The organism is Rhizobium sp. RSm-3, assembly GCF_001854685.1.
Classification (GTDB): domain Bacteria; phylum Pseudomonadota; class Alphaproteobacteria; order Rhizobiales; family Rhizobiaceae; genus Rhizobium; species Rhizobium ecuadorense.
This window is the reverse complement of record NZ_MAWZ01000002.1, coordinates 16,113-41,423: the sequence shown is the minus strand read 5'-3', so window position 1 is coordinate 41,423 and position 25,311 is coordinate 16,113. Positions and strand designations below refer to the sequence as shown.

At 62.6% G+C, this 25,311-nt stretch carries 29 protein-coding genes; 10 read left to right on the top strand and 19 right to left on the bottom strand.

Features of this window, described 5'->3' with window-relative positions; all coding sequences use genetic code 11:
* Positions 1 to 45 precede the first annotated feature (45 nt).
* On the top strand, positions 46 to 615 hold the full coding sequence (locus BBJ66_RS03435; protein ID WP_071085058.1) for a TetR family transcriptional regulator: 570 nt from the start codon (positions 46 to 48) through the stop codon (positions 613 to 615).
* On the opposite strand, the gene BBJ66_RS03430 is transcribed toward BBJ66_RS03435, so the two are convergent.
* From BBJ66_RS03430 to BBJ66_RS03415, 4 genes are all read right to left on the bottom strand, one after another.
* Positions 612 to 1,238, bottom strand: a complete 627-nt coding sequence (locus tag BBJ66_RS03430; RefSeq protein ID WP_071085710.1) for an exopolysaccharide biosynthesis protein — start codon at positions 1,236 to 1,238, stop codon at positions 612 to 614. The genes BBJ66_RS03435 and BBJ66_RS03430 overlap by 4 nt on opposite strands.
* Before the next feature lie 25 nt (positions 1,239 to 1,263).
* Positions 1,264 to 1,566 carry a hypothetical protein gene (locus tag BBJ66_RS03425; RefSeq protein ID WP_071085055.1) on the bottom strand — a complete coding sequence of 101 codons (303 nt, stop codon included), beginning with the start codon at positions 1,564 to 1,566 and terminating at the stop codon, positions 1,264 to 1,266.
* Positions 1,567 to 1,609: 43 nt separating this feature from the next.
* Entirely contained in the window at positions 1,610 to 2,593 is a 984-nt protein-coding gene (locus BBJ66_RS03420) for a TerC family protein (protein ID WP_071085053.1), read from the bottom strand.
* 227 nt (positions 2,594 to 2,820) lie between these two features.
* Positions 2,821 to 3,297, bottom strand: a complete 477-nt coding sequence (locus BBJ66_RS03415) for a YcgN family cysteine cluster protein (protein ID WP_071085051.1) — start codon at positions 3,295 to 3,297, stop codon at positions 2,821 to 2,823.
* Between the two features lie 196 nt (positions 3,298 to 3,493).
* Between BBJ66_RS03415 and BBJ66_RS03410 the strand changes: the two genes are divergently transcribed.
* From BBJ66_RS03410 to BBJ66_RS03400, 3 genes are all read left to right on the top strand, one after another.
* Positions 3,494 to 5,680: a transglycosylase domain-containing protein gene (locus BBJ66_RS03410; protein ID WP_071085049.1), complete on the top strand. Its 2,187-nt coding sequence runs from the start codon at positions 3,494 to 3,496 to the stop codon at positions 5,678 to 5,680.
* 293 nt (positions 5,681 to 5,973) lie between these two features.
* The gene (locus tag BBJ66_RS03405; RefSeq protein WP_049734429.1) at positions 5,974 to 6,561 is read left to right on the top strand and encodes a DUF1214 domain-containing protein; all 588 of its coding nucleotides are present in this window, start codon (positions 5,974 to 5,976) and stop codon (positions 6,559 to 6,561) included.
* Positions 6,554 to 7,102, top strand: coding sequence for a DUF1254 domain-containing protein (locus BBJ66_RS03400; RefSeq protein ID WP_049734430.1), 549 nt, complete (start codon positions 6,554 to 6,556; stop codon positions 7,100 to 7,102). Before BBJ66_RS03405 ends, BBJ66_RS03400 begins: the two co-directional genes overlap by 8 nt.
* 13 nt (positions 7,103 to 7,115) lie before the next feature.
* Here the strand turns inward: BBJ66_RS03400 and BBJ66_RS34840 are convergent, their stop codons facing one another.
* Positions 7,116 to 7,283, bottom strand: coding sequence for a hypothetical protein (locus BBJ66_RS34840; protein WP_003578079.1), 168 nt, complete (start codon positions 7,281 to 7,283; stop codon positions 7,116 to 7,118).
* Between the two features lie 539 nt (positions 7,284 to 7,822).
* Here BBJ66_RS34840 and BBJ66_RS03395 point away from each other — a divergent pair.
* Positions 7,823 to 8,029 (top strand): hypothetical protein, encoded by a 207-nt coding sequence (locus BBJ66_RS03395; protein ID WP_003569406.1) that lies wholly within the window; start codon positions 7,823 to 7,825, stop codon positions 8,027 to 8,029.
* Between the two features lie 251 nt (positions 8,030 to 8,280).
* Positions 8,281 to 9,330, top strand: a complete 1,050-nt coding sequence (locus BBJ66_RS03390) for a DUF2336 domain-containing protein (protein ID WP_083335515.1) — start codon at positions 8,281 to 8,283, stop codon at positions 9,328 to 9,330.
* Between the two features lie 21 nt (positions 9,331 to 9,351).
* On the opposite strand, the gene BBJ66_RS03385 is transcribed toward BBJ66_RS03390, so the two are convergent.
* The 4 genes from BBJ66_RS03385 to BBJ66_RS03370 all read right to left on the bottom strand — a co-directional run bounded on the left by BBJ66_RS03385 (position 9,352) and on the right by BBJ66_RS03370 (position 13,749).
* The gene (locus BBJ66_RS03385; protein WP_071085708.1) at positions 9,352 to 9,696 is read right to left on the bottom strand and encodes a DUF1491 family protein; all 345 of its coding nucleotides are present in this window, start codon (positions 9,694 to 9,696) and stop codon (positions 9,352 to 9,354) included.
* 61 nt (positions 9,697 to 9,757) lie between these two features.
* Positions 9,758 to 11,203 carry a methyl-accepting chemotaxis protein gene (locus tag BBJ66_RS03380; RefSeq protein WP_071085046.1) on the bottom strand — a complete coding sequence of 482 codons (1,446 nt, stop codon included), beginning with the start codon at positions 11,201 to 11,203 and terminating at the stop codon, positions 9,758 to 9,760.
* Between the two features lie 109 nt (positions 11,204 to 11,312).
* Positions 11,313 to 12,236 (bottom strand): peptidoglycan-binding domain-containing protein, encoded by a 924-nt coding sequence (locus tag BBJ66_RS03375; protein WP_071085044.1) that lies wholly within the window; start codon positions 12,234 to 12,236, stop codon positions 11,313 to 11,315.
* Positions 12,208 to 13,749 carry a sensor histidine kinase gene (locus tag BBJ66_RS03370; RefSeq protein ID WP_049734434.1) on the bottom strand — a complete coding sequence of 514 codons (1,542 nt, stop codon included), beginning with the start codon at positions 13,747 to 13,749 and terminating at the stop codon, positions 12,208 to 12,210. The genes BBJ66_RS03375 and BBJ66_RS03370 overlap by 29 nt, the downstream gene beginning before the upstream one ends.
* Positions 13,750 to 14,201: 452 nt before the next feature.
* On the opposite strand from BBJ66_RS03370, the gene BBJ66_RS03365 reads away from it, so the two are divergent.
* Positions 14,202 to 14,696 carry a DUF5330 domain-containing protein gene (locus BBJ66_RS03365; protein WP_071085042.1) on the top strand — a complete coding sequence of 165 codons (495 nt, stop codon included), beginning with the start codon at positions 14,202 to 14,204 and terminating at the stop codon, positions 14,694 to 14,696.
* 348 nt (positions 14,697 to 15,044) lie between these two features.
* Entirely contained in the window at positions 15,045 to 15,467 is a 423-nt protein-coding gene (locus tag BBJ66_RS03360; protein WP_049734436.1) for a SufE family protein, read from the top strand.
* A gap of 209 nt (positions 15,468 to 15,676) precedes the next feature.
* On the opposite strand, the gene BBJ66_RS03355 is transcribed toward BBJ66_RS03360, so the two are convergent.
* The 9 genes from BBJ66_RS03355 to BBJ66_RS03315 all read right to left on the bottom strand — a co-directional run bounded on the left by BBJ66_RS03355 (position 15,677) and on the right by BBJ66_RS03315 (position 23,072).
* Entirely contained in the window at positions 15,677 to 16,108 is a 432-nt protein-coding gene (locus BBJ66_RS03355; protein WP_003569414.1) for a MucR family transcriptional regulator, read from the bottom strand.
* A gap of 439 nt (positions 16,109 to 16,547) precedes the next feature.
* Positions 16,548 to 16,880, bottom strand: coding sequence for a monovalent cation/H(+) antiporter subunit G (gene mnhG, locus BBJ66_RS03350; RefSeq protein ID WP_071085040.1), 333 nt, complete (start codon positions 16,878 to 16,880; stop codon positions 16,548 to 16,550).
* A complete protein-coding gene (locus BBJ66_RS03345; protein WP_071085038.1) occupies positions 16,877 to 17,230 on the bottom strand; it encodes a cation:proton antiporter in 354 nt (117 codons plus the stop codon). The genes mnhG and BBJ66_RS03345 overlap by 4 nt, the downstream gene beginning before the upstream one ends.
* Positions 17,227 to 17,700 (bottom strand): Na+/H+ antiporter subunit E, encoded by a 474-nt coding sequence (locus BBJ66_RS03340; protein ID WP_071085036.1) that lies wholly within the window; start codon positions 17,698 to 17,700, stop codon positions 17,227 to 17,229. Before BBJ66_RS03340 ends, BBJ66_RS03345 begins: the two co-directional genes overlap by 4 nt.
* The gene (locus tag BBJ66_RS03335; protein ID WP_071085033.1) at positions 17,697 to 19,259 is read right to left on the bottom strand and encodes a Na+/H+ antiporter subunit D; all 1,563 of its coding nucleotides are present in this window, start codon (positions 19,257 to 19,259) and stop codon (positions 17,697 to 17,699) included. The genes BBJ66_RS03340 and BBJ66_RS03335 overlap by 4 nt, the downstream gene beginning before the upstream one ends.
* Before the next feature lie 301 nt (positions 19,260 to 19,560).
* On the bottom strand, positions 19,561 to 19,938 hold the full coding sequence (locus tag BBJ66_RS03330) for a Na+/H+ antiporter subunit C (RefSeq protein WP_049734441.1): 378 nt from the start codon (positions 19,936 to 19,938) through the stop codon (positions 19,561 to 19,563).
* Complete coding sequence (locus BBJ66_RS03325; protein WP_049734442.1) at positions 19,938 to 20,378, bottom strand: Na(+)/H(+) antiporter subunit B; 441 nt, start codon at positions 20,376 to 20,378, stop codon at positions 19,938 to 19,940. Before BBJ66_RS03325 ends, BBJ66_RS03330 begins: the two co-directional genes overlap by 1 nt.
* Entirely contained in the window at positions 20,378 to 22,741 is a 2,364-nt protein-coding gene (locus BBJ66_RS03320; protein WP_071085032.1) for a putative monovalent cation/H+ antiporter subunit A, read from the bottom strand. Before BBJ66_RS03320 ends, BBJ66_RS03325 begins: the two co-directional genes overlap by 1 nt.
* Positions 22,742 to 22,856: 115 nt before the next feature.
* Positions 22,857 to 23,072, bottom strand: coding sequence for a hypothetical protein (locus tag BBJ66_RS03315; RefSeq protein ID WP_049734444.1), 216 nt, complete (start codon positions 23,070 to 23,072; stop codon positions 22,857 to 22,859).
* A 189-nt stretch (positions 23,073 to 23,261) separates the two neighbouring features.
* On the opposite strand from BBJ66_RS03315, the gene msrB reads away from it, so the two are divergent.
* Together msrB and BBJ66_RS03305 are read left to right on the top strand one after the other, a co-directional pair.
* Positions 23,262 to 23,675: a peptide-methionine (R)-S-oxide reductase MsrB gene (gene msrB, locus BBJ66_RS03310; RefSeq protein WP_049734445.1), complete on the top strand. Its 414-nt coding sequence runs from the start codon at positions 23,262 to 23,264 to the stop codon at positions 23,673 to 23,675.
* Positions 23,676 to 23,754: 79 nt separating this feature from the next.
* Entirely contained in the window at positions 23,755 to 24,282 is a 528-nt protein-coding gene (locus BBJ66_RS03305; RefSeq protein ID WP_071085030.1) for a GNAT family N-acetyltransferase, read from the top strand.
* 219 nt (positions 24,283 to 24,501) lie between these two features.
* Here BBJ66_RS03305 and BBJ66_RS03300 read toward each other — a convergent pair whose 3' ends face one another.
* The gene (locus BBJ66_RS03300) at positions 24,502 to 25,203 is read right to left on the bottom strand and encodes a pentapeptide repeat-containing protein (RefSeq protein ID WP_049734446.1); all 702 of its coding nucleotides are present in this window, start codon (positions 25,201 to 25,203) and stop codon (positions 24,502 to 24,504) included.
* Positions 25,204 to 25,311 lie beyond the last annotated feature (108 nt).

Sequence of the window (25,311 nt, the reverse complement as noted above, 5' to 3'; positions counted from 1 at the left end):
AAACGAACGTTCGTTCATAAATAAGGCAAATGCAAGAGGAATTACATGCCGCGCCGCCGCACGCTTTCCGATGAACAGCTTCTCGCCATGGTGCTGGCGCTAATCCATGCCGAAGGGCCGGATGCGGCGACCTTTGCGGCGGTGGCCAAAGCCAGCGGCCTTTCCGGCTCGACGCTGGTGCAGCGTTTTACGACCAAGGCGGCAATGCTGCGCGCAGCCCTGCTTTATGCCTGGGACAGGCTGGATGCGGAAACGGCAAGGCTTGCCGGCAGCGTTGAAAAAACGCCGGACGGCGCCGTCGCGCTGCTCGTCGGCCTGTCGCAGGATTACGGCGAGAATGCCGCCGCCTATGGCGAGGGATTGCTGGTGCTTCGCGAAGATTTTCGGGATGCGGTGCTGCGCGCCCGTGGGGCCGCCTGGGGCAAGGCGCTGACGGCGGCGACCGCACGCTGTTTCGGATCGGCGAGCGCGCCTGAGACGATCGCCCGGCTGATGCTGTCGCAATGGCAGGGCTCACTCACCTGGTGGGGTTTTGGCGCAGAAGGCCGAGTGGATGAATATGTGGAGACGGAGCTGCGGCGGTTCCTCGCCGCGATCCCCGTCCATTCGGCTTAAGAGGCCGTGAAGATCATCGCCTTGATAAAATAGAGCAAGGCGGCGGTCGCGACGATCGTCGCCGATGTGAGCAGCAGTCCGATCAAGGTGACGAGACCATCCCGCTCCATCAGGGCGACGGCGAGCACGACCAGCGACAACACCGGCAGAATATTGCCGAAGGGGATCGGCAGCGCGATCACCACGGCAAGCAGGAAGACAGGAATGCCAAGAAGTGCCTGCGCTGTCGGACCAGTGAGGGCCCGCAGCCGGCCGGCGCGCACGAGCTTTTCCACCCGGGCGATCATCGGGACGGCGTGCCCCACGATAAGATCAAGCGCCGCGGGCGAAACCCGGCGATCGCTGACGATGGCGGGCAACCAGACCTTCCGGCCACCGGCGACGATCTGGAGAGCGACCAGCGCGAGCGCGATGCCGAAAACCATTCCGAACGGCCCGGGAATTGGGGTCAGCGCCGGGATTGCCAGAAACAGGATGGTGAAGGCGATGCTGGTCTGGCCCATCGCTTCCAGAGCCTCGCCGATGGAGAGGCCGCCCTTCACCCGGGCGATTTCCAGCATCTCCCGAAGCCGCGCAGTGGCGACACCGCGCGGCAGTTGTCCATTTCCGTCTTGATCGGTCACACGGTCTATTTTCAGCTGGTTGCCGTCACGCACCCTCGCCGTCTCCCTTCAGGGCACTGGCGAGGGCTGCGCATTTGGGGTCGCTGCCGTCGAGAAGTTCTGCCGGCGCGGTATGGCCGATCGCTATGCTGACGACTGTGGCCGCCGCCCAGCCGTAGTCGCCGGTGGCGCGCTCGATGAGCTTTGGTCCCTGGGATGTCAGGCAGGCCTGGGACTGGCGGACGATCTCCACGGGAAGCCTGGCGCGCTCAGCCTGTTGCTGTATCTCAGCCTGCAGAGGGCCGACGACGAGGATGGCAAAAATCCAGCCGATGAAATCCGAAATCATATCTGTTTCCTTCCTTTGTTAACGTATTCCTCGCAGAGCCCGCTCAGGCGGGCTGCTGCGGATCCCGCGTCTTGAGGAGGCTCCAGACCACACCGGCGGCGATGATCGCGAAGGTGATGCTCAGCGAGAGCGCAGCCGGGAATTTTTCCAGGCCCAGCAGATCGGCGAGGAAGATCTTCGAGCCGATGAAGATCAGCACGATGGCAAGCGCCGGCTTCAGATAGCGGAAGCGATGGATCATTGCCGCCAGCGCGAAATAGAGGGCGCGAAGGCCGAGGATCGCGAAAATGTTCGAGGTGTAGACGAGGAACGGATCGGTGGTGATCGCGAAGATCGCGGGAACCGAATCCACGGCGAAGATGACGTCGGCCACTTCGACCATCACAAGCGCCATGAAGAGCGGCGTGATGAACCATGTCATCCTTCCCGTCCTGGGGTTTGCCTTTCTGACGAAGAACCGTTCACCGTGATGTTCCTCGGTGACGTTGAAACGGCTGCGCATGAAGCGGACGAGGACGTTCTTCGAGACATCGGGCTCGGCCTCCTTGACGAACAGCATCTTGATGCCGGTGACGATCAGGAACGCGGCGAAGATATAGAGAAGCCAGGCGAATTCGGCGACCAGCGTGGCGCCGACGCCGATCATGATGGCGCGCAGTAGGATGACGCCGAGAATGCCCCAGAAGAGCACCCGGTGCTGGTAGATGCGCGGCACGGCAAAGAAGGAGAAGATCAGGGCGATGACGAAGACATTGTCGAGGGCCAGCGTCTTTTCGACGACGAAGCCCGTCAGATAGGCAAGGCCGGCCTCGGAGCCGAGATACCACCATACCCAACCACCGAAGGCGAGACCGAGCGCGATATAGAGGGCGGACAGTCTGACGCTTTCGGCGACGCCGATTTCCTTGTTCTGTTTATGAAGAATACCGAGGTCGAACGACAGAATGGCGATGACGAGGGCGAAAAAGCTCGACCACATCCAGAGCGGCGTTCCCAGCCACTCGACGAACAAAAAAGACAGATTCAAGGATAATCCCCTGTCGGCACTGGTTGTCGGAGAAGAGGTCCGACATCGCAAGAGTGCCGAAGCTCTCGCCAGAGGGGCCCGGACCAGCGGGTTGCACCGCAAGTGGGGTCTCACTTTTCAACAATCAAGCAGCCGCCGGTGCCAATTTTATATTTTTGCGCCGGAGAAAAGGCGGCCGTGCAAATGCGTCATTCGCCCCGCAGGAAAAAGCCGCGGCGCCGGCCGCTTCAGGCTTCTTCCTCGTCCTTCTCTTCGCCGACGGTCAGCGGCCAGTCGACGACGTAATCCTCGAGATCGTCGATATCGATCTCGTTTTCGTTGATCGTGCGGCCGCGCGCGGAAATGCCGGCGGCATGAACGGTGTCCGGATCACCGGAGATCAGCGGATGCCACCAGTAGAGGTCGTGGCCTTCATTGACCAGCCGATAGCCGCAGGTGGGCGGCAGCCAGGCGATATCGGGGACGTTCTCCTTGGTCAGCTGCACGCAATCCGGCACGAAATCCCAGCGGTTCTCGTAGCTGGAGCAGCGACAGCTTTCGCCGTCGAGCAGCTTGCAGCGGACCGAGGTGAAATAGATATCGCCGCTATCCCATTCCTCGATCTTGTTGAGACAACAGAGGCCGCAGCCGTCACAGAGGCTTTCCCACTCGGCGACAGTCATTTCGGCAAGCGTCTTGCGCTTCCAGAAGGGCAGATCGTTCATCGTTCGTTTCTTGCAACAGCGGCCCGCAAATTCACGTGACCGCCATCTATCTCTCTTGTTATCAGCCGCAAAATCAATCAATTCTTCAGCATGCTCCTGGTATCGGAGAGCTTTGCGGCCATATGGCGGCCCCGTGCTTTCGTCGTTTTCCGACAGCCGGAGAAGAGCGAAGCGCGATCAGGCGGGAATACAGGACGTGCAGGATCCGGACAACCCCGAAACGGGGACTGAAGCAGGCCCCAAAAAGGCGGCGCATGACGCGGCGGAGAAGCGGCCGGCGAAGAGCCGCCACATTCTGCTGCGCATCGATTCGTGGATCGATTCGACCGTCTGGAACGCCGGCTTCCGCGCCGCCGAGATCTGGGAAGATATCACCATCTTCTTCCGCCGCTTCCGCGTGCGCGGCTGGAAGCGCATGGTCTTCGAACTGGCCGGCGAAGGGCTGACGCTCGGGGCGGCCGGCTCGGTGCTGATGCTGCTGCTTGCCCAGCCCGCCTTCGAGGCGACCAAGGAGGACTGGCGCAACCGCGGCGATTTCGCCGTCACCTTTACCGACCGCTACGGCAACATCATCGGCCATCGCGGCGTCATTCACCAGAATTCCGTGCCGATCGACGAGCTGCCGGATTCCCTGATCAAGTCGGTGCTGGCCACCGAAGACCGGCGCTTCTTCGACCATTTCGGCATCGACGTGATCGGCCTCTTCCGCGCCATGGTCACCAACGCCCAGGCCGGCGAAGTCGTGCAGGGCGGCTCGACGCTGACCCAGCAGCTCGCCAAGAACCTGTTCCTCTCCAACGAGCGCTCGATCGACCGCAAGGTCACCGAAGCCTTCCTCGCTCTATGGCTCGAGTCGAACCTTTCCAAGAAGGAAATCCTCTCCACCTATCTCGACCGCGCCTATATGGGCGGCGGCACGTTTGGCGCGGCCGCGGCGGCGCAGTTCTATTTCGGCAAGAACATCACCGATGTGAACCTGGCAGAATCCGCCATGCTCGCCGGCCTGTTCAAGGCGCCGGCAAAATATGCGCCGCACGTCAACCTGCCGGCGGCGCGTGCGCGCGCCAACGAGGTGCTGACCAATCTCGTGCAGAGCGGGCTGATGACCGAGGGACAGGTGATCGCCGCCCGGCGCAATCCGGCCACCGTCGTCGACCGCAACGAGGTGGAATCGCCCGACTTCTTCCTCGATTGGGCCTTCGACGAGGTGCAGCGGCTTTCGCCGCGCTTCCACCAGCATTCGCTGATCGTGCGCACCACGATCGACATGGGCATCCAGCAGGCGGCCGAGGAATCGGTCGAAACGTCGCTGCGCGAATATGGCGAGGCCTATCACGCCAAGCAGGGCGCCATGGTGATGATCGAGAACGGCGGCGCGGTACGCGCCATGGTCGGCGGCCGCGATTACGGCGAGAGCCAGTTCAACCGCGCCACCAGGGCACTACGCCAGCCGGGCTCCTCCTTCAAGGTCTATACCTATTCGGTGGCCATGGAGAGCGGGATGACGCCGCAGACGACGATCGTCGACGCGCCGATCTCCTGGGGCAACTGGAGCCCGCACAATTATGCGAACCACTATGCCGGCCGCATAACGCTCGAGACAGCGATCGCCCAGTCGATCAACACGGTGCCGGTGCGGCTGGCCAAGGAGAAGCTCGGCATCCAGCCGATCCGGGCCATGGCCAAGAACCTCGGCGTCGAAACGCCGATCCGCGACGACGTCACCATCCCGATCGGCACATCAGAGGTGACGGTGCTCGACCAGGCGACAGCCTATGCCACCTTCCCGGCCGGCGGCTACCAGTCGCGCCGCCACGGCATCACCCAGGTTCTCGATTATGACGGCGACGTGCTCTACGATTTCGACCGCGACGAGCCGGCGCCCAAACGTGTGCTGTCGGAGCAGGCCGACGCCTATATGAACCAGATGCTGTCGCGGGTTCCCTATGTCGGCACGGCGCGCAAGGCAGCACTCGACAACGGTATCGTCACGGCCGGCAAAACCGGTACGACCCAGGCCTATCGCGATGCCTGGTTCGTCGGTTTCACCGGCAATTACACCTGCGCCGTCTGGTTCGGCAATGACGACTATACCTCGACCAACAACATGACCGGCGGCTCGCTGCCGGCAATGACCTTCAAGCGCGCCATGGACTATGCCCATCAGGGTGTGACGCTGCGCGCCATTCCCGGCATCGAAAATCCCCTGCCCTCGGAAAAGGATCTCGCCAAGACCGTCGCCGCCAAGCCGCAGGACGGATTGCCGCAGCTCATCCGGCCGCGCATGCTCTCGGTTCAATCGACCGACATCATCAAGAAGCTCGGCGAAAAACTGAAAAATGCCGCCCCGCTCGCGCCGGCGAAGGTGGCGAGCGCGGAGTAGATGCTGCGTGGATGGCGTCGAATGATGCCCGGGAGATCGGCGAGACCCGCCCTCATCCGCCTGCCGGCACCTTCTCCCCGTAAACGGGGCGAAGGGGATATGCGGCGACCTCTCCGTTCCCATCAACTTCGCGCAGGGCACGTCCCCTCGCCCCGTTTACGGGGAGAGGGTTAGGGTGAGGGGCAGACATCGGCGTTAACCGGACAGATCAACGTCCCATGTCGTCGCATGGCATTCCACCCTGCCAGAATCAGTGGTAACCCTTCATCTGATATGGTTTCCAAGGTCTTGACGTGTTTCGATTCCCCCTCTTCATCCTGGTCACGCTGATCGTCGCCTTCGGCGGTGGGATCATGATTTCGCTGTACGCGCTGGATGCGACACAGGGTTTCGGGGCGATCAAGCTCGGTGCCTGGGAGGCCTTCCCGGCGCTGCAGACGGTCGATGCCGATCCTTACGCCAAGTCGCACAGGGCGCGCGCCGGCAAGCTGCTTTACGGCAGTGCCGAAGGGCTGACCTTCACGGCAAGCGTCGATGACGACGGCGCGCGGCTGAATGCCGGCTGCCGCTACCGCATTAGCGGACAAACGCCACCTGCCCGGCTCTGGACGCTGTTTACCGCCGACAATGGCGGCAGTCCGGCGGCGGTCAAGACCGGGCATCCCGCAGCGCTCAATTCCTGGACGGTGCTGCGCCAACCCGACAGCAGCTTCTCGATCGAAATCTCGGCCGCGGCGCAGCCGGGCAACTGGCTGGCCTTACCGGAGGCCGGCACCTTCAGACTGGTGCTGACGCTGTTCGACACGCCGACCGCCGGCAGCTCCGGCGTGATCGACCTCGCCATGCCGAAGCTCGCCAAGACCGGATGCGGCAATGCTTAGGATCTTCTTCGCCATCCTGACCGGGCTTTTCGGCGCAGCGCTGCTGCACCTCGTCATCATCCTGTCGCTGCCGCATTTCACCGGCAGGGATGCAGCGACCCGCGTGGCGGCGGAGGGCGACCTCAACAATTTCACTCTGCTCGGCGGCCAGTATGACGAGGCAGGCCTTGCCAATGGCGACCCCTTCGTGCGCACCGCCGTCTGCTCCTTCAACGTCGATGACGCGCCGGTGCATTTCACCGCCAAGGGCAATGTGCCGTTCTGGTCGATCGCGATCTACGACAGCGCCTCGAACGAGGTCTTCAGCATGAACGACCGGACCTCGGTCGGCGGCGCGCTCGACGTCGTGGCCGGCGGGCCGATCCAGCTGACCGACCTCCGCAAGAACCTGCCGCAGGAATTGCAGCAGGCGATCCTGGTGGAGATGGCGCGGCCGGACGGTTATGCCGTGCTGCGGACGCTGGCGCCGCAGGCAAGTTTTGACGACGCGGCGCGAAACTTCCTGACGGAAGCCGGCTGCGAGCAATTCAGCGCCCGCTGAAGTTGAACGGACGTTACTTCTTGTTGACGCGCGGCGCCGGCGCCGGGCCATGTCTAGGGCTCTCGGCCAGCCGTTCGTAGCGGACGCCGGTGAACCAGAGGATCTTGGCTTCGCGGGGCTCTTTGTCCGGGCGGCGCGGCGCCCGCGGCTGCCGATCCGCCAATGCGACTACTATTGCCATTCTCGTCTCCATGCACTGCCCGAGACGGATGAACTTGCGATGGATTTCACCCTGCCCGCCAAAGTGCGAGCCGGCGCGTCCTGCGGTGGCGGAGTGACCGGACCGAGGGCATTCGCGCCTTTCCCACGGCACCTGATTGAAATACCGTGACCAGGAGTTTCTACGATCCAAACACTCAAATCGCGTCGTTCCCATCCGAATTGAGACAGATGACAGTTAACAGTTTACTAATATTCGGCGGAAGCCAAACATAGTTCACGTCACTTCTTCTGTAACGCGCAACGAGTTGATTTGGTTTCACGCCGCCCGCTCAAAGCGCCGACCGTGTATCGATGTATAAACTTAGAAACAATTCATAGGGTTGGCATGAATGCTGCAAGCCTACTCACGGGCAAAGCGGCGATGTTGCAAAAATGCTTCATGAAAATATTTAATTGCGGCGACCTCGGATGCGCGTATGGTTGCTCCAGTCGATCACCTATTTCCGGCCCCGATCGATTGCGGATATGCACGCTTTCGCCGGAATGCGGAGGCTAGCGATGTCTTTGCTGGTGAATTCATATTTCTCGCCTGACGATCTCGACGTGCTGCGCGGCGCGCTCGATGCGTGGTGCGCGGAACGGCGCGTCGACATCAAAAGCGTCGAGGCGCAGTATGCGGCATCCGCAGCGCTCGACCTCTATCAAGCCGGCCACGACAGCCGCGAAAAGCTGCTGGACGCACTGCGCGATCGCAAGGCCGCCTGAACTTTTCCCCCATCGCGCCAGCAATGTGCAATCGTTGCAGTGGCCCCTTCAAACCAGGCTTTTTATATTGCCGGCTCATCATCTGGCGACACGCTCCGCGTGTACATTTCTGTTACATTTTAATAAAATCTTCAGCATGCATTAACCCTGTCGGTGTAGGATTTGTTCATAACCCATGTGGCCCGGTATGCGTTCCGCCAGCGCATATCGGCCCGTGGATCCCCTTGGTTCGGCGTTTTCGGGGTGTTCTTGTGCGTGACCGGTTTCGAGACCTAGAGGGCCCATTGGCCGTCAGGAAAAAGGACGTGGTATTGATGGCGACCGTTAGCAGTTTCGAGAACCTGTCTCATCCGACACGGTCCGAACTGCGCCAATTTGCCGAGCTTTTCATGCCGCTCTTCCAGGCATCCTCCGACGAGGCCAAACGCCAGGCGGTCGCGGCACTCTCCCAATGCGAAAACATGCCGGCGGCCGTGGCGCTGTTCATCGGCAACCAGCCGATCGAGATCGCCGCCCCTTTTCTTGCCGCCTCCAAGGCAATCGCCGACGAGACGCTGATCACCATCGCGCGCATGCAGGGTGCAGCGCATGTCAAAGCGATCGTCAGCCGCGATTCACTCTCGCCAAAGGTCATCGATGCGCTGGTGGCGCTGCGCCAGAGCCAGCCGCGGCCGGCCGCCGCATCGACGCCTATGACGGAATCACAGACGGTGCCGCTTTCACCGGCGCCTGGAGAAACCAACGAGGCGGATGCGCTGCAGGAACAGCGGGTTGCCAATGAGGAGGCGTTGCGCGAGCGTATTCTCGGTCTCGCCGGTCATCTCGGCCGGGCCGACGAGGACAGGCTCGGCTTGCGTACGCTCACCGACATTCAGGAGGCGCTGCTGGTGCGATTCGCCCGCTCGCGCGAGGCGATGCATTTCGCAACCGCGCTTGCCGATGCGCTGTCGGCCAGCCGCTGGCTTGCCGAGCGCATCATGCTCGATCTTTCCGGCCAGCAGCTCGCAACGACGCTGACGAGCCTCGGCATGGGCTTTCTCGACGCCGTTTTCGTGCTGGAAAAGCTCTATCCGCATCTTGCCGAACAGCAGCACAATGTCACGCGCGGCTGGATGGTGCTCGATGCGCTCGACCCGGAAGAATGCCACGAACGGGTAGAAGCCTGGCGGCGCGCCGATCGCTACACCTACAAGCCCGAGGTGGCCAATGCGCCCGCGCTACAGGAAACGGCGAACCACCGCTTCCTCAATCAGGCGCCGGCGCAGCGCGACATGCGCATCCTGGGGCGGCGATCCCGCTGAGATCAGGAGCGCCGCCGGCCCTCAGCCATCCCGCGCAAGCGGGATCATGTCTCCCAGTTCCTCCGCCTCGAGCTCGACGATCCAGAGATCGGGGTCGAATCGGCGTTCACGCTCCAGCATGGCGCGCACTGCTTCCGGCTCGCTGCGCAACAGGCGGATTTCGAACAGACGGCTGCCCGCCTCCCCCTCGCCGAAGGCGGTCTGCGGCGCCGGCGCGTAGAGGGTTTCCAGGCCGTCGCGAAAATGCTGGCGGATGAAGACCGCCCCCGCCTCCTCCGCCCCCTTCTTCTCGACGGCGGCGAAATCGCCACTGGCGAAGACGCGGCGCAGGAGGGCGGAAACGAAGATGTCGGCGCGTAATCTCATCGGCGCGGTATAGACCGGGGCGCCGTCGGCGGCAATGCGGGGCAAACATTGCCCCGGGCAATCAGACCTTGACGGCCAGCCGCACCCCTCCCCAATGCCGTCCGCGGACGGTGATCGGAGCGGAAATATCCTTCATCATCACGAAATTGCCGCCGCCCATGTCGCGCCGATAGGTCTGGACGAGGAAGGGCGCGGTGCTGCGGCCGGCGGCAAGGCCGACACGATCGGCGAAGATGCGGCGATTGCGGCAATTGGCGGTGTTCCAGACGACGTCGCCGGGTCGTTGCGGCTGCGAGAATTTCCGGTTGTGGGTGGGGAGGTAGCCGTTTTCGTCGATCGCCGCGCAGAAGGCGATGCGCTCGTCCGCGGCTGCCGCGGGTTCCTGGATCGGCGGCAGCAGGCGGTCGGTGAGCTCGGTAAAGGCCGCCATCATCTGGGCCGGATCGGAGCCCGGTATCGGCCGATAGCGCCGGTCGAACAAAGCATCGAGACCGATCTGCCCCTCGGCGACGGCCCGTTCGAAGGCGCCGGAAATCTGCCCTGCTACCGATTGCGCTTGCTCGATCCAACGGCTGTCGGCGGTCTTGACGCCGGCGCTCGCCGTCAGCTGGATCAGCGTTTCGGAAAGGCCGACGACGCTGTCGACACGTTTGGCCGCCTGCTGCAGGGCGACATTCGAGCCGGTGACCTCGGCCGACATCTCGCCGAGTTTTTCGACGAAGCCGGCGCATTGCTGGTCGACCGCCTCGGTGGTGTTGGCCATGACCGTCGAACTGTCGAGGATGCGGGTGATGACATGTTCCATGCTTTCGAAGGCCCCGCGCATCGCCTCCGACTTGTCACGCACGCCGCCGGCACTATCGCGCGCATCGCTGCCGACGGCCGATAGCCGGTCGATCTTCACCCGCAGTTCGTCCAGCGTCTGCTGGATCGAGCCCGTCGCCTTGGACGTCTGCAGCGACAGCGCCCGGACCTCGGCAGCGACGACCGCGAAGCCCTTGCCCGCATCGCCGGCGCGTGCCGCCTCGATCGCGGCGTTCAAGGCCAGCAGGTTGGTCTGGCGGGCGATGATGCTGATCTCCTCGGCGATACCGTCGACATCGGCAAGCGACTTGGAGAATCCGGCAATCTCGGTGCCGATCTCTTCAGAGGACCGAACCATGTGGCCGATTTCGGCGACCGAGCCCGTCAGGCGGTCGGCCGATTCTTTCAGCATATGGCGGGCCTCGGCCGCCGTGCGGTCGGTCTCCCGCAGCGACATAGCGACCGAGCGGTTGGTCTCGGCAATCGACAGTGCGGTACGGGTGACATGATCGAAGGCGGAGGCATGCCGGGCCGACATCGCCGCCATGTCCTGGATGGCGCCAGCGATATCGACGAGATCGATGCCAAGGGTGGAAGCCTCTTCGGCAAGCCGCATCAGGATGTGGCGTAGCGCCGCCTGATCAGTGCCATCCGCTTCCGCCGGATCTCCGGCCAGATCGTCTATCCCTTTCAGCGCATGCATGACCGACGCTCCCCCGTCCCAATCGGAAAAGCTTCGGGCAACATGGTTAACAACTTGCAAACAGCAGCCGCACCTTAGACTTAGGTTGCAGGGCAAAGCCGCGGTATTGCTAAATTGCGCCGATTTCCTTGAGCTTTTTCAGCACCGCCTGGGTCGGCTCGCCGTTTTCGGGCAGGTTGTAGTGCTTCTGGAAATGGCGGATGGCCGCGCGGGTCTGCTCGCCGGCGACGCCGTCGACGCCGACATTGGCATAGGCCATGTTGGAAAGGCCCTTCTGGATCTTCAGCACCAGGTCGACATTGGTGATTTCGCTCGATGGTACCTGCTTTGCGGCCGAAGGAGCGGTTTTCACCGACTTTTCGGCGCTGCGGATCGCCGCGGCCACCGGGTCTTCGGCCGCCGCCTTCGAGTTCACATCCTCGGGCGGCCTTTCCACGGGCACGGTCGAAGGGCCTGATGCATCCGTCTGCAGCGCCGCCAGCACCTCCGGCGTCGGATCGCCGGTCTGGGCCATGCCGACGGTTTCCTCGAAGAAGAGGATGGCCGCACTGGTGCGTGGGCCGATGACGCCGTCGGGTATGCCATTATAGAGGCCGCGGCGCACCAGTTGCTGCTGGATGTCCATGACGAGCTGGCTCGGCTGCTGACCGGGCGCGGCAGGCGCCGGCGTCGCGTTGGTGGTGGTCGCGGCATCCTCCGGCCGTTCGATGCGGAAGGTGGTGACGTCGCCCTGCTGCTCCTCGGCCGGGCGGCGGGCGCCGAGCACATTGGGAGACTGCGGATCGCGGGTGCGGAAAATCGGGTGCGGATGCAGGCCCGGCTGATACCAGAGCGCGTTGGCGGCGACGAAGGAGAAGATGACAACGAAGGTGATCGTGCCGCCGGCAACCGACGGATTACGGCCGATGACGCCGCCGAGCACCGATGCGCCCTGCAGGCTAAGGCCGCCGAGCGCCGCCGCACCCGACATCAGGAGGCCCGGCTGCTGCCGTCCCCTTTTTCCCTTAGGCGATTTTCGCTTGCGCGCGGCCATCGAAACGCCCCTCCCCCAATTCTGCACCTGCATTGACCGCGCCCTTCAGCCGCGGCGGGAACTCGACAGTCGCACCATGACCGGCGTCTTCGGCGCATACGGCACCCGAGCCGTCCACCGCGATCTCGATGGTGATGATCGTGCCTTCGCCGGGCTGGCTGGCGATGGCGAAATGCCCGCCATGCAGCGCCACCAGCCCCTTGACCAGGGAAAGACCAAGGCCGGTGCCTTCAAAGCGGCGGGTATAATCGTTCTGGATCTGGACGAAGGGCTGGCCGAGCAATGCCAGCTTGTCGGCCGCAATACCGATGCCGGTATCGCTGACCGTCAGCTTGAGGATGCCGTCGCGCGCCGCCGCATCGACCGAGACGACGCCGCCGGCCTCGGTGAATTTTATGGCATTGCCGACGAGATTGATGAGGATCTGCTGGATGGCGCGCTGATCGGCGACGATCTCACCGAGGCCGCGCTGGATCCGGCTCGTCAGCGTCAGGCCCTTGGTCTTGGCCTGCAAAGCCAGCATCGATTCGCAGGATTTGACCGAGCTTGATATATCGAAAGCTTCGAGGATCAGCTCGTAACGGCCGGCTTCGATCTTGCTCATGTCGAGCATGGTGTTGACGACGGACAAGAGATGCGCGCCGGATTCGCGGACCAGGCCGACATATTCGCGCTGGCGGTCGTTTTCGAACTTGCCGAAATATTCACCGATCAGGATGTCGGAAAAACCGAGAATGGCGTTCAGCGGCGTGCGCAGCTCGTGGCTGACGGCGGCGAGGAAGCGCGATTTGGCGTCGTTTGCCGATTCGGCATCGGCGACGCGATTCTGGGCTTCGGCCCGCAGTTGCTGCTCGACGGAGACATCGCGCAGCTGGGCAATGACGGCGGCAAGCTCGCCGTCGGCGTCGCGCCGGGCCGTCATGTCCATTCTGAGATAAGCGAACTGGCGCTGATCGCGCGCGACCGAGGGGCGGTCGATGCGCAGATCGACGCACTCGGCATCCTCGCCCCGGCGCAGACTATCGAGCGCCTGCAGGAAAAGGATGCGGTCGGAGACATGCACCTGCTCCAGGAACCCCCTGCCCTTGGGATCGCGCATCCAGGCGAGAAAATCGCGGCGGTCGCGGCCGCCGATCGTGGCCACACTGCCATGCGGGTCGAGGAAGAAGACCAGGCCCGGCGTGGCGGCAAGGAAAAAATCCTCGGCCGACTGCGTCGCGATGCCGGCCGACGAACCCTGACGGGCGAGCGCGATGCTACCGACGGCGGAAAAGAGAAAGGCGGCGCAGACCATGGCGACACCCGCCGGCAAGGCGACGGCCGGACTGGTGACCGCCGAAAGGCCGATGGGCGCAGCAATAAGAGCGGCCGACGAGAACAGCACGAGGCGGCGCAGGATCGCGAGCTCACGCTGGCGCACGGCTTCGCCGCCGCCCGTCCGGGAGAGCCAGCTTGTCGCCGCCCGGTCTACGAGCGCCGTCACCCAGCCGCCAATGTTACTCAATACTCGCACGCAATACCCGCCCAAAAAGGCTGTCTGTCGATCCGGACAATAGGCCCCGGCGGCTTAAAGAAAGGATAAGGCAAAAGCGCTGTTCACAGCCGGAAAGGGCCGAAAATCCCGTTTTGAAGCATCCGGAAGCCTCTTTGCCTTTTGTGGTTAATAGCGGGTAAGCGACGGATATTCCTCATATTTCAGCATTGCGTTAACTCCTGTGGCAAGGCGAGCCGGCAAAAGCCCTGCAATTGCAAGCAGGTGCTGCCCTGATGCTTAACGGCGATCGCTCGCATTCGACTAAAACGCCCGTCAAATACCGTTCGCTAAAATTTGAACTAAATTTGCCGCAAATGCGCGTGAGTTTCGAAAAGCGGCATTCGCAACTTGGCGGTAGGGTGAAATCACACCGGACAACCGGCCTGATTCGGCGACAAGAACCGAACGGGAAAACAGGATGGGCAACGACAATGTGGTTTCTGATCAAAGGATCCTTCTGGTTTGGCCTTGTGCTCGTGCTTCTTTCCGTCTTCAGCACGGAGAGTTCCGACAAGCTCGCCGGCGGCCCGCAATTGCAGCTTTCCGACGCGTTTACGGCGGCAAGCGGCGCCTATGACTATCTCACCGGCATGTGCTCCGAAAAGCCCCAGGTCTGCGCCAAGGGCGCCGAAACCGTCACCGCGCTCGGCTACCGGGCCCGCGAAGGCGCCCGCGTCGCCTATGAACTGCTCGACAGCCAGTTCAAGGACGAGGCGCCGGCGACTGCAAGGCATGCCGAACCGCAGACGCCGGTGGCTCTCGCCATGCCTTCGCTGGCAGCGCCCGCCATCCAGGAAAAGATGCGCGAAGCAAAGGCCGCGCTGAACCAGCCGATGCCTTACCGCCCGCCGGTCGAGGATGACGCCTCCGCCGAGACTGTTGTCACCGGCGCGATCCCGCTGCCGACGCCGAAGCCGGCAATCTGAATTTTCCGACCTTGCATCGGTGGTCCGCATGACGCGGAAATGCCCCATGCCTGACGTGCCTGCCCTGTTTAATTCAGCATGTTGCTGCGCCGTGAGGATGCCCATCCCTCACGGCGTTTCTTTTTAATGCATGTCATCAGGAAGTGTGCCGCGGTTGCGGGATAACGACCTACATAAAACAAAGAAACCAAGCCCGTCGCATGAATCCTGTTCGATGCGACGCGCTTTAACGGTTCAAATCCGCCGGTCTTTCACCTATATGCAGTTTAGAGCTTTTCCTGGCGCATTCCGGACGCAAAACCGCTGTGCACTTTTGCGGGAAGTGCTTTAATAGTGAAAGGCTTTTCCATGGCATCCCTCGACCAGATCATCGACGACTTCGCCTTCCTGGACGATTGGGAAGATCGCTACCGCTATGTCATCGAACTCGGCAAGGCGCTGCCCGACCTGGCCGAGGAGAAGCGCACCACGGAAAACAAGGTGATGGGCTGCGCCAGCCAGGTCTGGCTGGTGACGCATACGACAGGCAATCCCGACAATCCGGTGATGAGCTTCGAAGGTGATTCCGACGCCCATATCGTGCGCGGCCTCGTCGCCATCGTGCTTGCCACCTATTCCGGCAAGACGGCGTCCGAGATCGCCGGGCTCGATGCCTTCGAGATTTTCTCGAAGATCGGCCTGGTGGAAAACCTGTCATCGCAGCGTTCGAACGGATTGCGGTCGATGGTCAACAGGATCCGGGAAGAAGCAAAGGTCCGCGCCACAGCCTGAACGCGCTTGTGTGGAGGGGCTTTGCAAGATCTAGAGTCGAGTGATTCGGAAAGCCCTGACTCAGCAGATCAGTATATTAACACTTGCTCATAGTACAGGAATACATCCCGCGGCCGCCGGCGAAGCATAGTGCAGCGCCCCTGCCGCAAGCGCAGACAGAAAAGCCGGGCACAAGACCCGGCTTTTGTCGTTGGTGGCTTTCGAAAAGCTCAGCCGCGGCCGCGCTTGCGGCGCTGACCCAGGCCCATTTCCTTTGCCAGGCGCGAACGCGCTTCGGCATAGGCGGGCGCTACCATCGGGTAGTCGGTCGGCAGGTCCCACTTCTCGCGGTATTCTTCCGGCGAGAGGCTGTGATGCGTCATCAGGTGACGCTTGAGGGACTTGAAGTTGCCGCCGCATTCCAGACATGTGATCTGCTCGTCCTGTACGGACTTGCGGACAGAGACTGCAGGCTTCTGTTTTTCGACGATCGCCGCAGCAGGCTGCGGTACGGACGTGTTGCTGAGTGCCGAATGCACGTCGGAAATCAGATTTGCCAGGTCGCTGACCGGGACAACATGGTTGCTGACATAAGCCGCGACGATGTCGGCCGTCAGTTCCACAAGCAGCTCCGGCGCATTGCCGGTCGCCATTTCCGTCATATTTTTTCTCCTGTTAGCATGCTCAAACGGCCTCTAACTGTTACGTCAAAGACCCGCCTCGTAGAAGCGAACAGCAAAAGCACGGGAACCGACCTTCTGTTTCGAAAAACGCGAATCCACCCCTAGATTCCGAAGAGCGAGACCTGTTCTTATACTGCCTGACTGCAAACCACTACGTCATGCCCCAGGCGACGGCCTCAGTTTAGACATGAAAAATCAAAACTGAGGGACTTGGAAGCAGTACGATTGCGATTCACAATCAGAACTCTACTTGCATTTTCAAATACCATCGTTTGGTCGAAAGGCCAATTATTATTTGTCGTTTTTCTTGAGAAAAAATGACGGATGAAGAATTAAGGCACTCAGAAGCAAGCTTTACTCACATCTTCCTGTGCATAAGTTTTGCATAAATCTGGTAAAGCAGCGAAGTAGCACAGGCTCAGCGCTTGCGCATATCGTCGCGGACCGAGACGGCACCGAGCGCATGTCCCGAAAGGTGGGCGGCTCTGGCCAGCAGATGGGCAGAGACCGGCGCCGTCAGCAACAGGAAGACGAAGCCGGCAATGGCCCGGGCAAGAATCGCCAGGTCCTGCGAATAGAGACCGGCGGCAAGGAGCAGCAGGCCGGAACCAACAGTCCCCACCTTCGAGGCGGCGTGCATGCGCGTATAGAGATCGGGCAGCCTGAGCAGGCCGATCGCCGCCGAAAGAGCAAAGAGCGCGCCTGATATCAGCAGCAAAGCGGCGACGGCAGCCAGGATATAATCCATCACCGCTTCTTCCCCCCCGCATGACGCCTTTTGACGCCGGCCTGTGGCGGAGATGCAGAGGCCGGCGATTTGATGTTGCCGCGCGACCGCACGAATCGGGCGAAGGCGACGGTCGCCAGGAAGCCGACGAGGCCGAGCGAGATGGCGATATCGATATAGAGCGAAAAACCGGTTTTGACCGCGATGACGGCGATGAAGCCGATGGCGATGCCGGTCAGCATATCGAGGGCGAGGATGCGATCCGGCAATGTCGGCCCGGCAACGACGCGCCAAACCGTCAGAATCAGCGCCAGGCCGAGGATGACGAGGGCGGCCGAGGATGCGGCCGCGACGATGGCGGCAGGGGTGATCATCGGAAAGCCTCCATGATCTTGCGTTCGAAACCATTGGCGATATCACGCTTGCTTGTCTCGGGATCGGAACAATCGAGCGCGTGGACATAGAGCGTGCGGCAATCGGCGGAGACATCGACCGAAAGCGTGCCGGGTGTCAGGGTGATGAGGTTTGCGAGCAAAGTGATCTCGAAATCGCTCGTCACCGTCAGCGGGAAGGCGAAGATGCCGGGCTTCAGCTTCATATCGGGCGAGAGGATGGTGAGCGTGACCCTCCAGGCCGACAGCGACAATTCCTTGAGGAACAGAAGGGCAAGCGACAGCACCAGGCCGGCACGTCGCAGATAAGCCTTGCCGCCGAAGGGCTCGCGGATGACGGTGAGCGAAAGGGCGGCAAGCAGGAAGCCGAAGACGAGATTGTGCAGCGAGGCGCTGCCGGTAACCGCGACCCAGACGATGGCGAGCAGCAGATTGAAGAGGAAGGCGATCACCTGAAGCCTCCGGGAAAGACCGACTGGAAATAGGCCTGCGGATCGGCAAGGCCGGCGGCTGATGATTGCGACAGCGCCAGCAGCCGTTCCGGCAGGATGCCGAAGCCGACGACCAGCGCCGTCAGCGCAGCAAGCGGCAGGCCGGTGCGCCAGACGGCTGCCGACGGCATCGCTGCTGTCGGCGCCGGCCGCCAATAGGCGAGCAGAAAGAGCCGACCGAAGGCGATCGTCGTCAGAAAACCGCCGACGAGGATGACGGCCGCCAGCCACCAGGCGCCGCTATCGAGCGAGGCTTTGACCAGAATGACTTTCGGCCAGAAGCCGGAAAAGGGCGGCAGGCCGCAGGCAGCAAGGAAGAGCATGAGGGAGAGCGCGGTGAAGCCGCCGCTTTGCCGATAGAGGCCACCGAGCCCCGACAATAAAAAGCCGCCGCCGCGCCGGGCGATCTCGCCGGCGGCAAGGTAAAGCGCCGTCATCAGCACCATCGAATGAACGGCATAGAAGACTGCGCCGGCGATACCTCCAACACCGCTGGAGTCGCCGCCGAGTGCAACGCCGGCCAGCATATTGCCGATGCCCGATATGACGACATAGCCGAACAGCCTGCGGATATCGTTTTCGGCAAGTGCGCCGAGTGCGCCGACGAGAATGGTCGCACCGGCCGCAAGCGCGATCAGCAGGCTCAATTCCTGGCGCTCCACCGGCAGCAGCATGACCACTACCCGGATCAGCGCGTAGATGCCGACCTTGGTAAGCAGGCCGGCAAACAGTGCCGAGACCACGATGCGCGGCGTATGATAGGCGGCGGGCAGCCAGAAATTGACCGGGAAGGCTGCTGCCTTCATGCCAAACGCAAGCAGGAAGAGGCTTGCCAGCGTCATCAGCGGCGCCGTGGCCCGCAAATCCTTCGCCTTTGCCGCGATGTCGGCCATGTTGAGCGTGCCGAAAGCGGCATAGAGGATGCCGACGCCGATCAGAAACAGCGTCGTGGCGATGAGGTTCAGCACCGCATATTTCAGCGCGCCGTCGATCTGCTGGCGTTCGGAGCCGAGGATGATCAGCCCGAAGGAGGAGATCAGCAGCACCTCGAACCAGACATAGAGATTGAAGACATCGCCTGTGAGAAAGGCGCCCGTCACGCCGGCCATCAGCAGCATGAGCAGCGGAAAAAAACCATATCGCCGGCCGCTTTCGCCGATATCGGCCAGCGCGTAAATGCCGGCGGCGAGCGCCACAAGGGCTGATGTGAAGGCCATCAGCGCCCCGAAGAGGTCGACGGTGAAGGCGATGCCGAAGGGCGGCAGCCAGCGCCCCATGACCATGGTGAGCGGGCCTTCGGCTGCGACTTTGGCAAGCAGCGCCGCATCGATCAGCGCCAGCATCGCAAGGCCTGAGATGGCAAGCCAGGCCTGCAGCCGGAGATGCGCGCGCAGCATCAGCAGGACGGCGCCGAGCGTGATGCAGTGAGCGACCGGCAGGATGGCGAGCCAATGGCCGATCGGCACCGGGGCGGTGACCAAGGCGGCGGAGAGATCGATGGTGGAGGTAGGAGCGGCCATCAGGTGCGGCCTTTGGTATTGCGGGGGGCGGCTGCTTCCCTCTTCTCCCCAGCGGGGAGAAAGTGGCCCGAAGGGTCGGATGAGGGGGGCCACACGATATAGGCTATCCTTCGCCGTGCCGAAAATACTGCCCTTTGCTTGCGCTTCGGGCGCTCGTCGCTATTGCTCCTCACCCCCCTCATCCGCCCTGACGGGCACCAACCGGGGTCGAGCCACGGGTCTCGACCCGTCCTTCGGACCCCCGCTGGGGAGAAGAGGGAAGCAGCCGACAGCGCTTCAACCAAGCTCCACATCTCCATCCTCAATACCCCAATGGCGGCAGCGGCCGGTCGTCGGGTTCGGCGGCGCGCATTTCGCTGGTGTCGTCGGTGCCGAGGTCCTGATAGGCGCGATAGGTCAGCACCAGCAGGAAGGCAAGGAAGGAGAAGGAGATGACGATCGCCGTCAGGATGAGGGCCTGCGGCAGCGGGTTGGCGGTGCCGGCGGGCAAGGCGTCGAGACCGGCCGGGATGATCGGCGGAACCTCGCGCGTCAGCCGGCCCGATGTAAAGAGCAGCAGATTGACGGCATTGCCGAGGATGGCGATGCCGAGCATGATGCGAATGGTGAATTTCGACAGCATCAGATAGATGGCGGCGGCGAAGAACAGGCCGACGAGGATCGCCAGAAGCGGCTCCATCACTCCACCTCCTTTTCTTCCAATGTCACTTCCTTTTCTTCCAATGTGAGGGCGATCGAGGCAATGGCGCCGAGCACGACGAGATAGACGCCGAGATCAAAGAGCATGACGCTGGACAGCGGCACTTCGAGACCGAAGAGGTTCGGATAGACCCAGAGGCCGGTCATGAAGGGAACGGCGAAGAGGATGGACAGAAGACCTGATAGCGTCGACAGCAGCAGGCCGAAGCCGGCGATCGACAGCGGATGGAAAAACAGCGCGCGGCGAACGGCGGCAACGCCGAGGGCGATGCCGTAAATCGCCAGTCCCGAGGCGGCGATCAGCCCGCCGATGAAGCCGCCGCCCGGCTCGTTATGGCCGCGCAGCAGCACGAAGACGGAAAAAAGCAGCATCAGCGTGGTGAGGAACGGAGCGATGGTGCGGAAGATCAGGGTGTTCATCAGCCCTCCGCCTCCAACGTGGGATCATTGGCGGCAAGCTTGCGCTCGCTGCCGGCGCGGATGCGGATCAGCGCCAGGATGGCAAGGCCGGTGACCGCGACGACGGCGATTTCGCCGAGCGTGTCCGTGCCGCGGAAATCGACGATGATGACGTTGACGACATTGGCGCCGTGGGCGATCGATTTCGAATAGGCGTTGAAGAAGAGCGTCAGCGCATCGTTGAACGGCGCCTGCGTTGCCCGCATCAGCAGAAGCGTGAAACCGAGGCCGCAGGCCAATGCAAGCGCGCCGTCGAAGAGCCTGTGTGCGAGCGGGCGCCGATCGCCCGGCGAGAGGCGGAGCCTGGTCATGACCAGAGCGAGAATGACCACCGCCAGGGTTTCGACCATGAACTGGGTGAAGGAGAGATCCGGCGCGCCGAACAGCAGAAAGATGATGGCGACGGCAAAACCCTGGATGCCGAGCGAGACAATCGCCGTCAGCCGGTCGCGGGCAACGAGCACGGCGGCAAGGCCGACGGCGGCGATCGACAGGACCGCCCACTCATGGAGCCTGACATCGGAGGGCCAGGCGGGAAGGTGCGGCAGTTCACCATAGACGATCGCCGGAATGATGAGGATGGCGGCGACCGAGAGGAAGGTGCAGGAGATATAGATCTGCAGCCGCCCTGGCTGGAGGATACGCATGAGGCGACCGGCCAAGCGCACAAGGCCCGATATGGCAAGGTCGAAACCGTGATCCGGTCCGCGCCCGGCCGCGCGCAGGAAGACGGCCATCGCCGCACGGACACGGGCGAGCTGCCAATAGACGCCGATGCCGAGCAGCACCGTCAAGGCGGAAAGCGCCAAGGGCACGCCTGGATGCAGCGCCAGCGAAATGTCGATTTCAGCAGGGGTCTGGCGGATGGCGGCTGAGATCGGCGCCGACAGGACTGTGTGGGTGAAGGTCGAAAAGATCGCGGCAAGCAGGCCGAGGGCGGCGAGAACGGCCGGGCCGAGCCAGAGCAGGACGGGCGCTTCGTGCGGATGTCTCGGCGTCTCCACCGGCGGGCCGAGAAAGGGTGTCAGCGCCACCGCGAAAGCGACGGCGAACATCAGCGCATTGCCGAGGACGGTGATGGCTGTGAAGGTAAGCGCGCGGACATCGGCCCCGGTGAGCGCCGTATAGATCTCCTCCTTGGCGAGGAAACCGAAGAAGGGCGGCAGGCCGGCCATGGAGAAAGCCGTCGCAAGTGCGACGACCCATGTCAGCGGCATCACCCGCCCCAAGCCGCCGAGGCGGGTGATATCGCGTGTGCCGGTTTCATGATCGATGATGCCGGCGACCATGAAGAGCGCACCCTTGAAGAGGCAATGCGCCACCAGATAGAGGGAGGCCGCCGCCACCGCATGTCCCGAGCCGACGCCGATCAGCATGACCAGCAGGCCGAGCGAGGAGACGGTGGTATAGGCGAGCTTGAGCTTCAGGTCGGTCTGGCGAATGGCAAGCGCGGCGCCGACAACCAGCGTCAGCCCGCCGAAGAAGGGCAGCAGGATTTCCCAGGCGGATGTTGCCCCCATCACCGGATTGAGCCGCATCAGCAGATAGACGCCGGCCTTCACCATGGTGGCCGAATGCAGGTAGGCCGACACCGGCGTCGGCGCCTCCATGGCGTTCGGCAGCCAGAAATGAAAGGGGAACTGCGCCGACTTGGTGAAGGCGCCGGCAAGAACCAGAATGAGGGCAGCGAGATAGAACGGGCTTTCGCGCACGACATCGCCAAATCCCATAAGCTGCGACAACTGCGTGACGCCCGAGACGTTCCAGAGCAGCAGCAGGCCGGCCAGCAGGCAGAGCCCTCCCCCGCCGGTCACGACAAGCGCCTGCAGGGCGGCGCGGCGAGCCGCCTCGCGCTCGTGGTCGAAGCCGATCAGCAGGAAGGAGGTGATCGACGTCAGTTCCCAGAAGATGAAGAGCATCAGGAAACTGTCGGAAACGACGATGCCGAGCATGGCGCCCATGAAGAGGAAGATGAAGGAGAAGAAGCGACCCTGATCCTTGTGTCCCTTGAGATAGCCGCCTGCAAAAAGCACGATCAGCGTGCCGATGCCGGTGATCAGCAGCGCGAAAGCCAGCGACAGGCCGTCGAGGAACCAGGAGAAGGAGAGATTGTAGCTCGGCACCCAGGCATAACCGCCGGTCACGACCTTGCCGCCGGCAATAACAGGCACGAAGCGCAGGAAATGCAGGAAGGCGAGCAAGGGGGCGATCGCCAGGAGCCAGGCACCGTTGGCGCCGAAGATGCGGATCATGAAGGGAGCGGCAAGAGCGCCGGCAAGCGGCAGACACAGGGCCAGAAATGTCAGAGCCGTGACATCGGCCATGTTTCCTCCCCAACAGCGATAAACGAAGCACCAGCGAAAACCAGCCTGTCTTCTGACTTAGGCGAAACGGGAGGGCGTCTCAAGCGATTTCGGCGGCAAGAGATGTTCGACGCGATCAGGCGGCCGATCGGGAAAGACGCGTCAGCAGCCGGACGACGCAGCCGTGCAGGATAAAGACCACAAGCGTCAGCGGCCACAGCAGGCAGGCGAAAAGCCCGGCCAGACGATGGAACGTCAAGCCGTCATGATTGGCCCAGCCTTCCAGCAGCGTGACCGCCATGGCGGCTGCGGCTACGAGGCCGTAGAGCAGGACGATTGCTGCTTCAAACACCAGTGATTCCCCAATACACGTAACATTAACCCTAACAGAAAACCCCTCACGGATGTAAGAGCAAGCGTCCTCCCCAAAAAGCGGTACATGGCGAATGGGGCAGGATGGTGCCCAAGTCTTGATGAACTGCCGATGGCGCACCACATTTTCTGGCAAGATGGAACCGCCCCTCGGCGAAAGGAGCATGGCATGTCCGAAACTGCAACCACCGCCAAGATCCACAAGACCGATGCGGAATGGAAAGAGCAGCTCACCCCCGAGCAATACCGCATCACCCGCCAGCACGGCACCGAGCGCGCCTTCACCGGCCCCTATTGGGATTCCTTCGAGACAGGGCTTTACCGCTGCGTCGGCTGCAACGCCCCGCTTTTCCGCTCCGACACGAAGTTCGATGCCGGCTGCGGCTGGCCGAGCTATTTCGAGGCCGTCTCGCCCGATGCGGTGACCGAGCATCGCGACACGGCCTTCGGCATGGTTCGCACCGAAATCCGCTGCGGCAGCTGCGAAGCCCATCTCGGCCACGTCTTCCCCGACGGCCCGCCGCCCACCGGCCTGCGCTACTGCATCAACGGCCATTCCATGGTGTTCGAGGCGGGGGAATAGGCGTTCGGCGTGGCAAGCGGCTCATCCCGACGCGTTGGGCCACTGATGGACGGGTAATCCAACGGGCAGGAGAAGGCCGATGGCGCGAGATATTCTCAGTACCGACCGGCTGACGCTGCGGGAGATCACGACTGCCGATCTACCGCTTCTCCACCGCATTTTCGGCGATGCAGAATGCATGCGTTATTACCCGGGCATCAAGAGCGTCGACGAAACCGCAAGCTGGTTTCAGCGCCTCGCCTTCGACAGTTATGCCAATCATGGCTTCGGCCTCTGGGCGGTGACGGACCGGCAGAGCGGGACGCTGCTCGGCGATTGCGGAATCACGCTGCAGGAAACATCCGCGGGGTTGGAACCCGAAATCGGCTACCATTTGCTGCGCGATCACTGGGGCAAGGGATATGCGGGCGAGGCTGCCGCCGCCTGCCGGGACCACGCGCTCGATTCTCTTGGCCTATCGCGAATCGTCTCCATCGTCAGGCCCGACAATACGCGCTCGCAACGCGTCGCGGAGCGGGTGCATCGGCGGCGGGAGACATTCGTCAAAGCCGCGAGCTCAGATGGAGGCAAGGTGGAGTTCCACCTTTATATTACGGACAAAGCATAGGGCAAATTCATACGAGGCGATCAGCCCCTCATCCGGCTGCCGCCACCTTCTCCCCGCTTGCGGGGCGAAGGGGATATGCCGCAACCTCTCCGTCCCTCACCAGCGTCTCGCAGGGCACGTCCCCTCTCCCCGTAAAACGGGGAGAGGGCTAGGGTGAGGGGCAGCTTTCGGCGCTACCGCGCCTTCAGGACGACGCTCCGGCTGGCGAGGCTCGCCCGACTACTCATGCTCAGCAGGGCATGGCCAGGTCGTCGGTGCCGACAGGCCGGCGGGGAGCTTGGTCGAGGTGTCGCCGCAGGCGAGGTCGATCTGGGCCTGTTCGAGGCCGGATGCAGCCGAGAGGTCGAGGCCTTCGATGCGGGTCAGGAACATGAAAGCGCGCTCGAAGATCGCGGGGCCTTCGAAAGTGGCGTTGGAGAGATCGGCGCGGGAGAGATTGGCGAAAGCGAATTTCGCGCCCGTCAGCACCGCCTTGTCGAAATCGGCGCGGCCGAGTTCGGCCTTTTCGAAGCTGGCGCCGGCAAGCCGGGCGCCGGCGAAATTGGCGCGCTGCAGCTCGGCGCCGGCAAAGGACGCGCCGTCGGCGGCAATATTGGCGAAGCTGGCGCGATAGGCCTCGATCTTGGCGAAGTTGGCGCCTTCGGCGTGGGCGCCCTCGAGCGAGGCGCGCACCAAAGTCGCCTTTTCGAGATTGGCGGATTTGACATTGGCGCCGGCGAGATCGGTCAGCGAAAAATCGGTGCCGAAGAGGTTAGCGCCTTCGAGATCACTGCCCTGCAGCATCAGGTTCTTCTTGGTGCATTCCTGCCAGTCGAGCTTCGGCGAGGCCAGGTTGCCGCAATCGGCGGCCCGGGCGGCAGCCTGCGGAAATGCCAGAAGGACGAGGGCAAGGAGACCGAGCGACGATCCGTGCATTGCCATTGAACTGTACACCTCCATACCATTCTGAAGCCGCCCACGAAGCAGGCTGCCTGCACTTTCTTACACAGCTCAGACTACAATAAAAAGATGGTGAGCGCCGTTCACAAT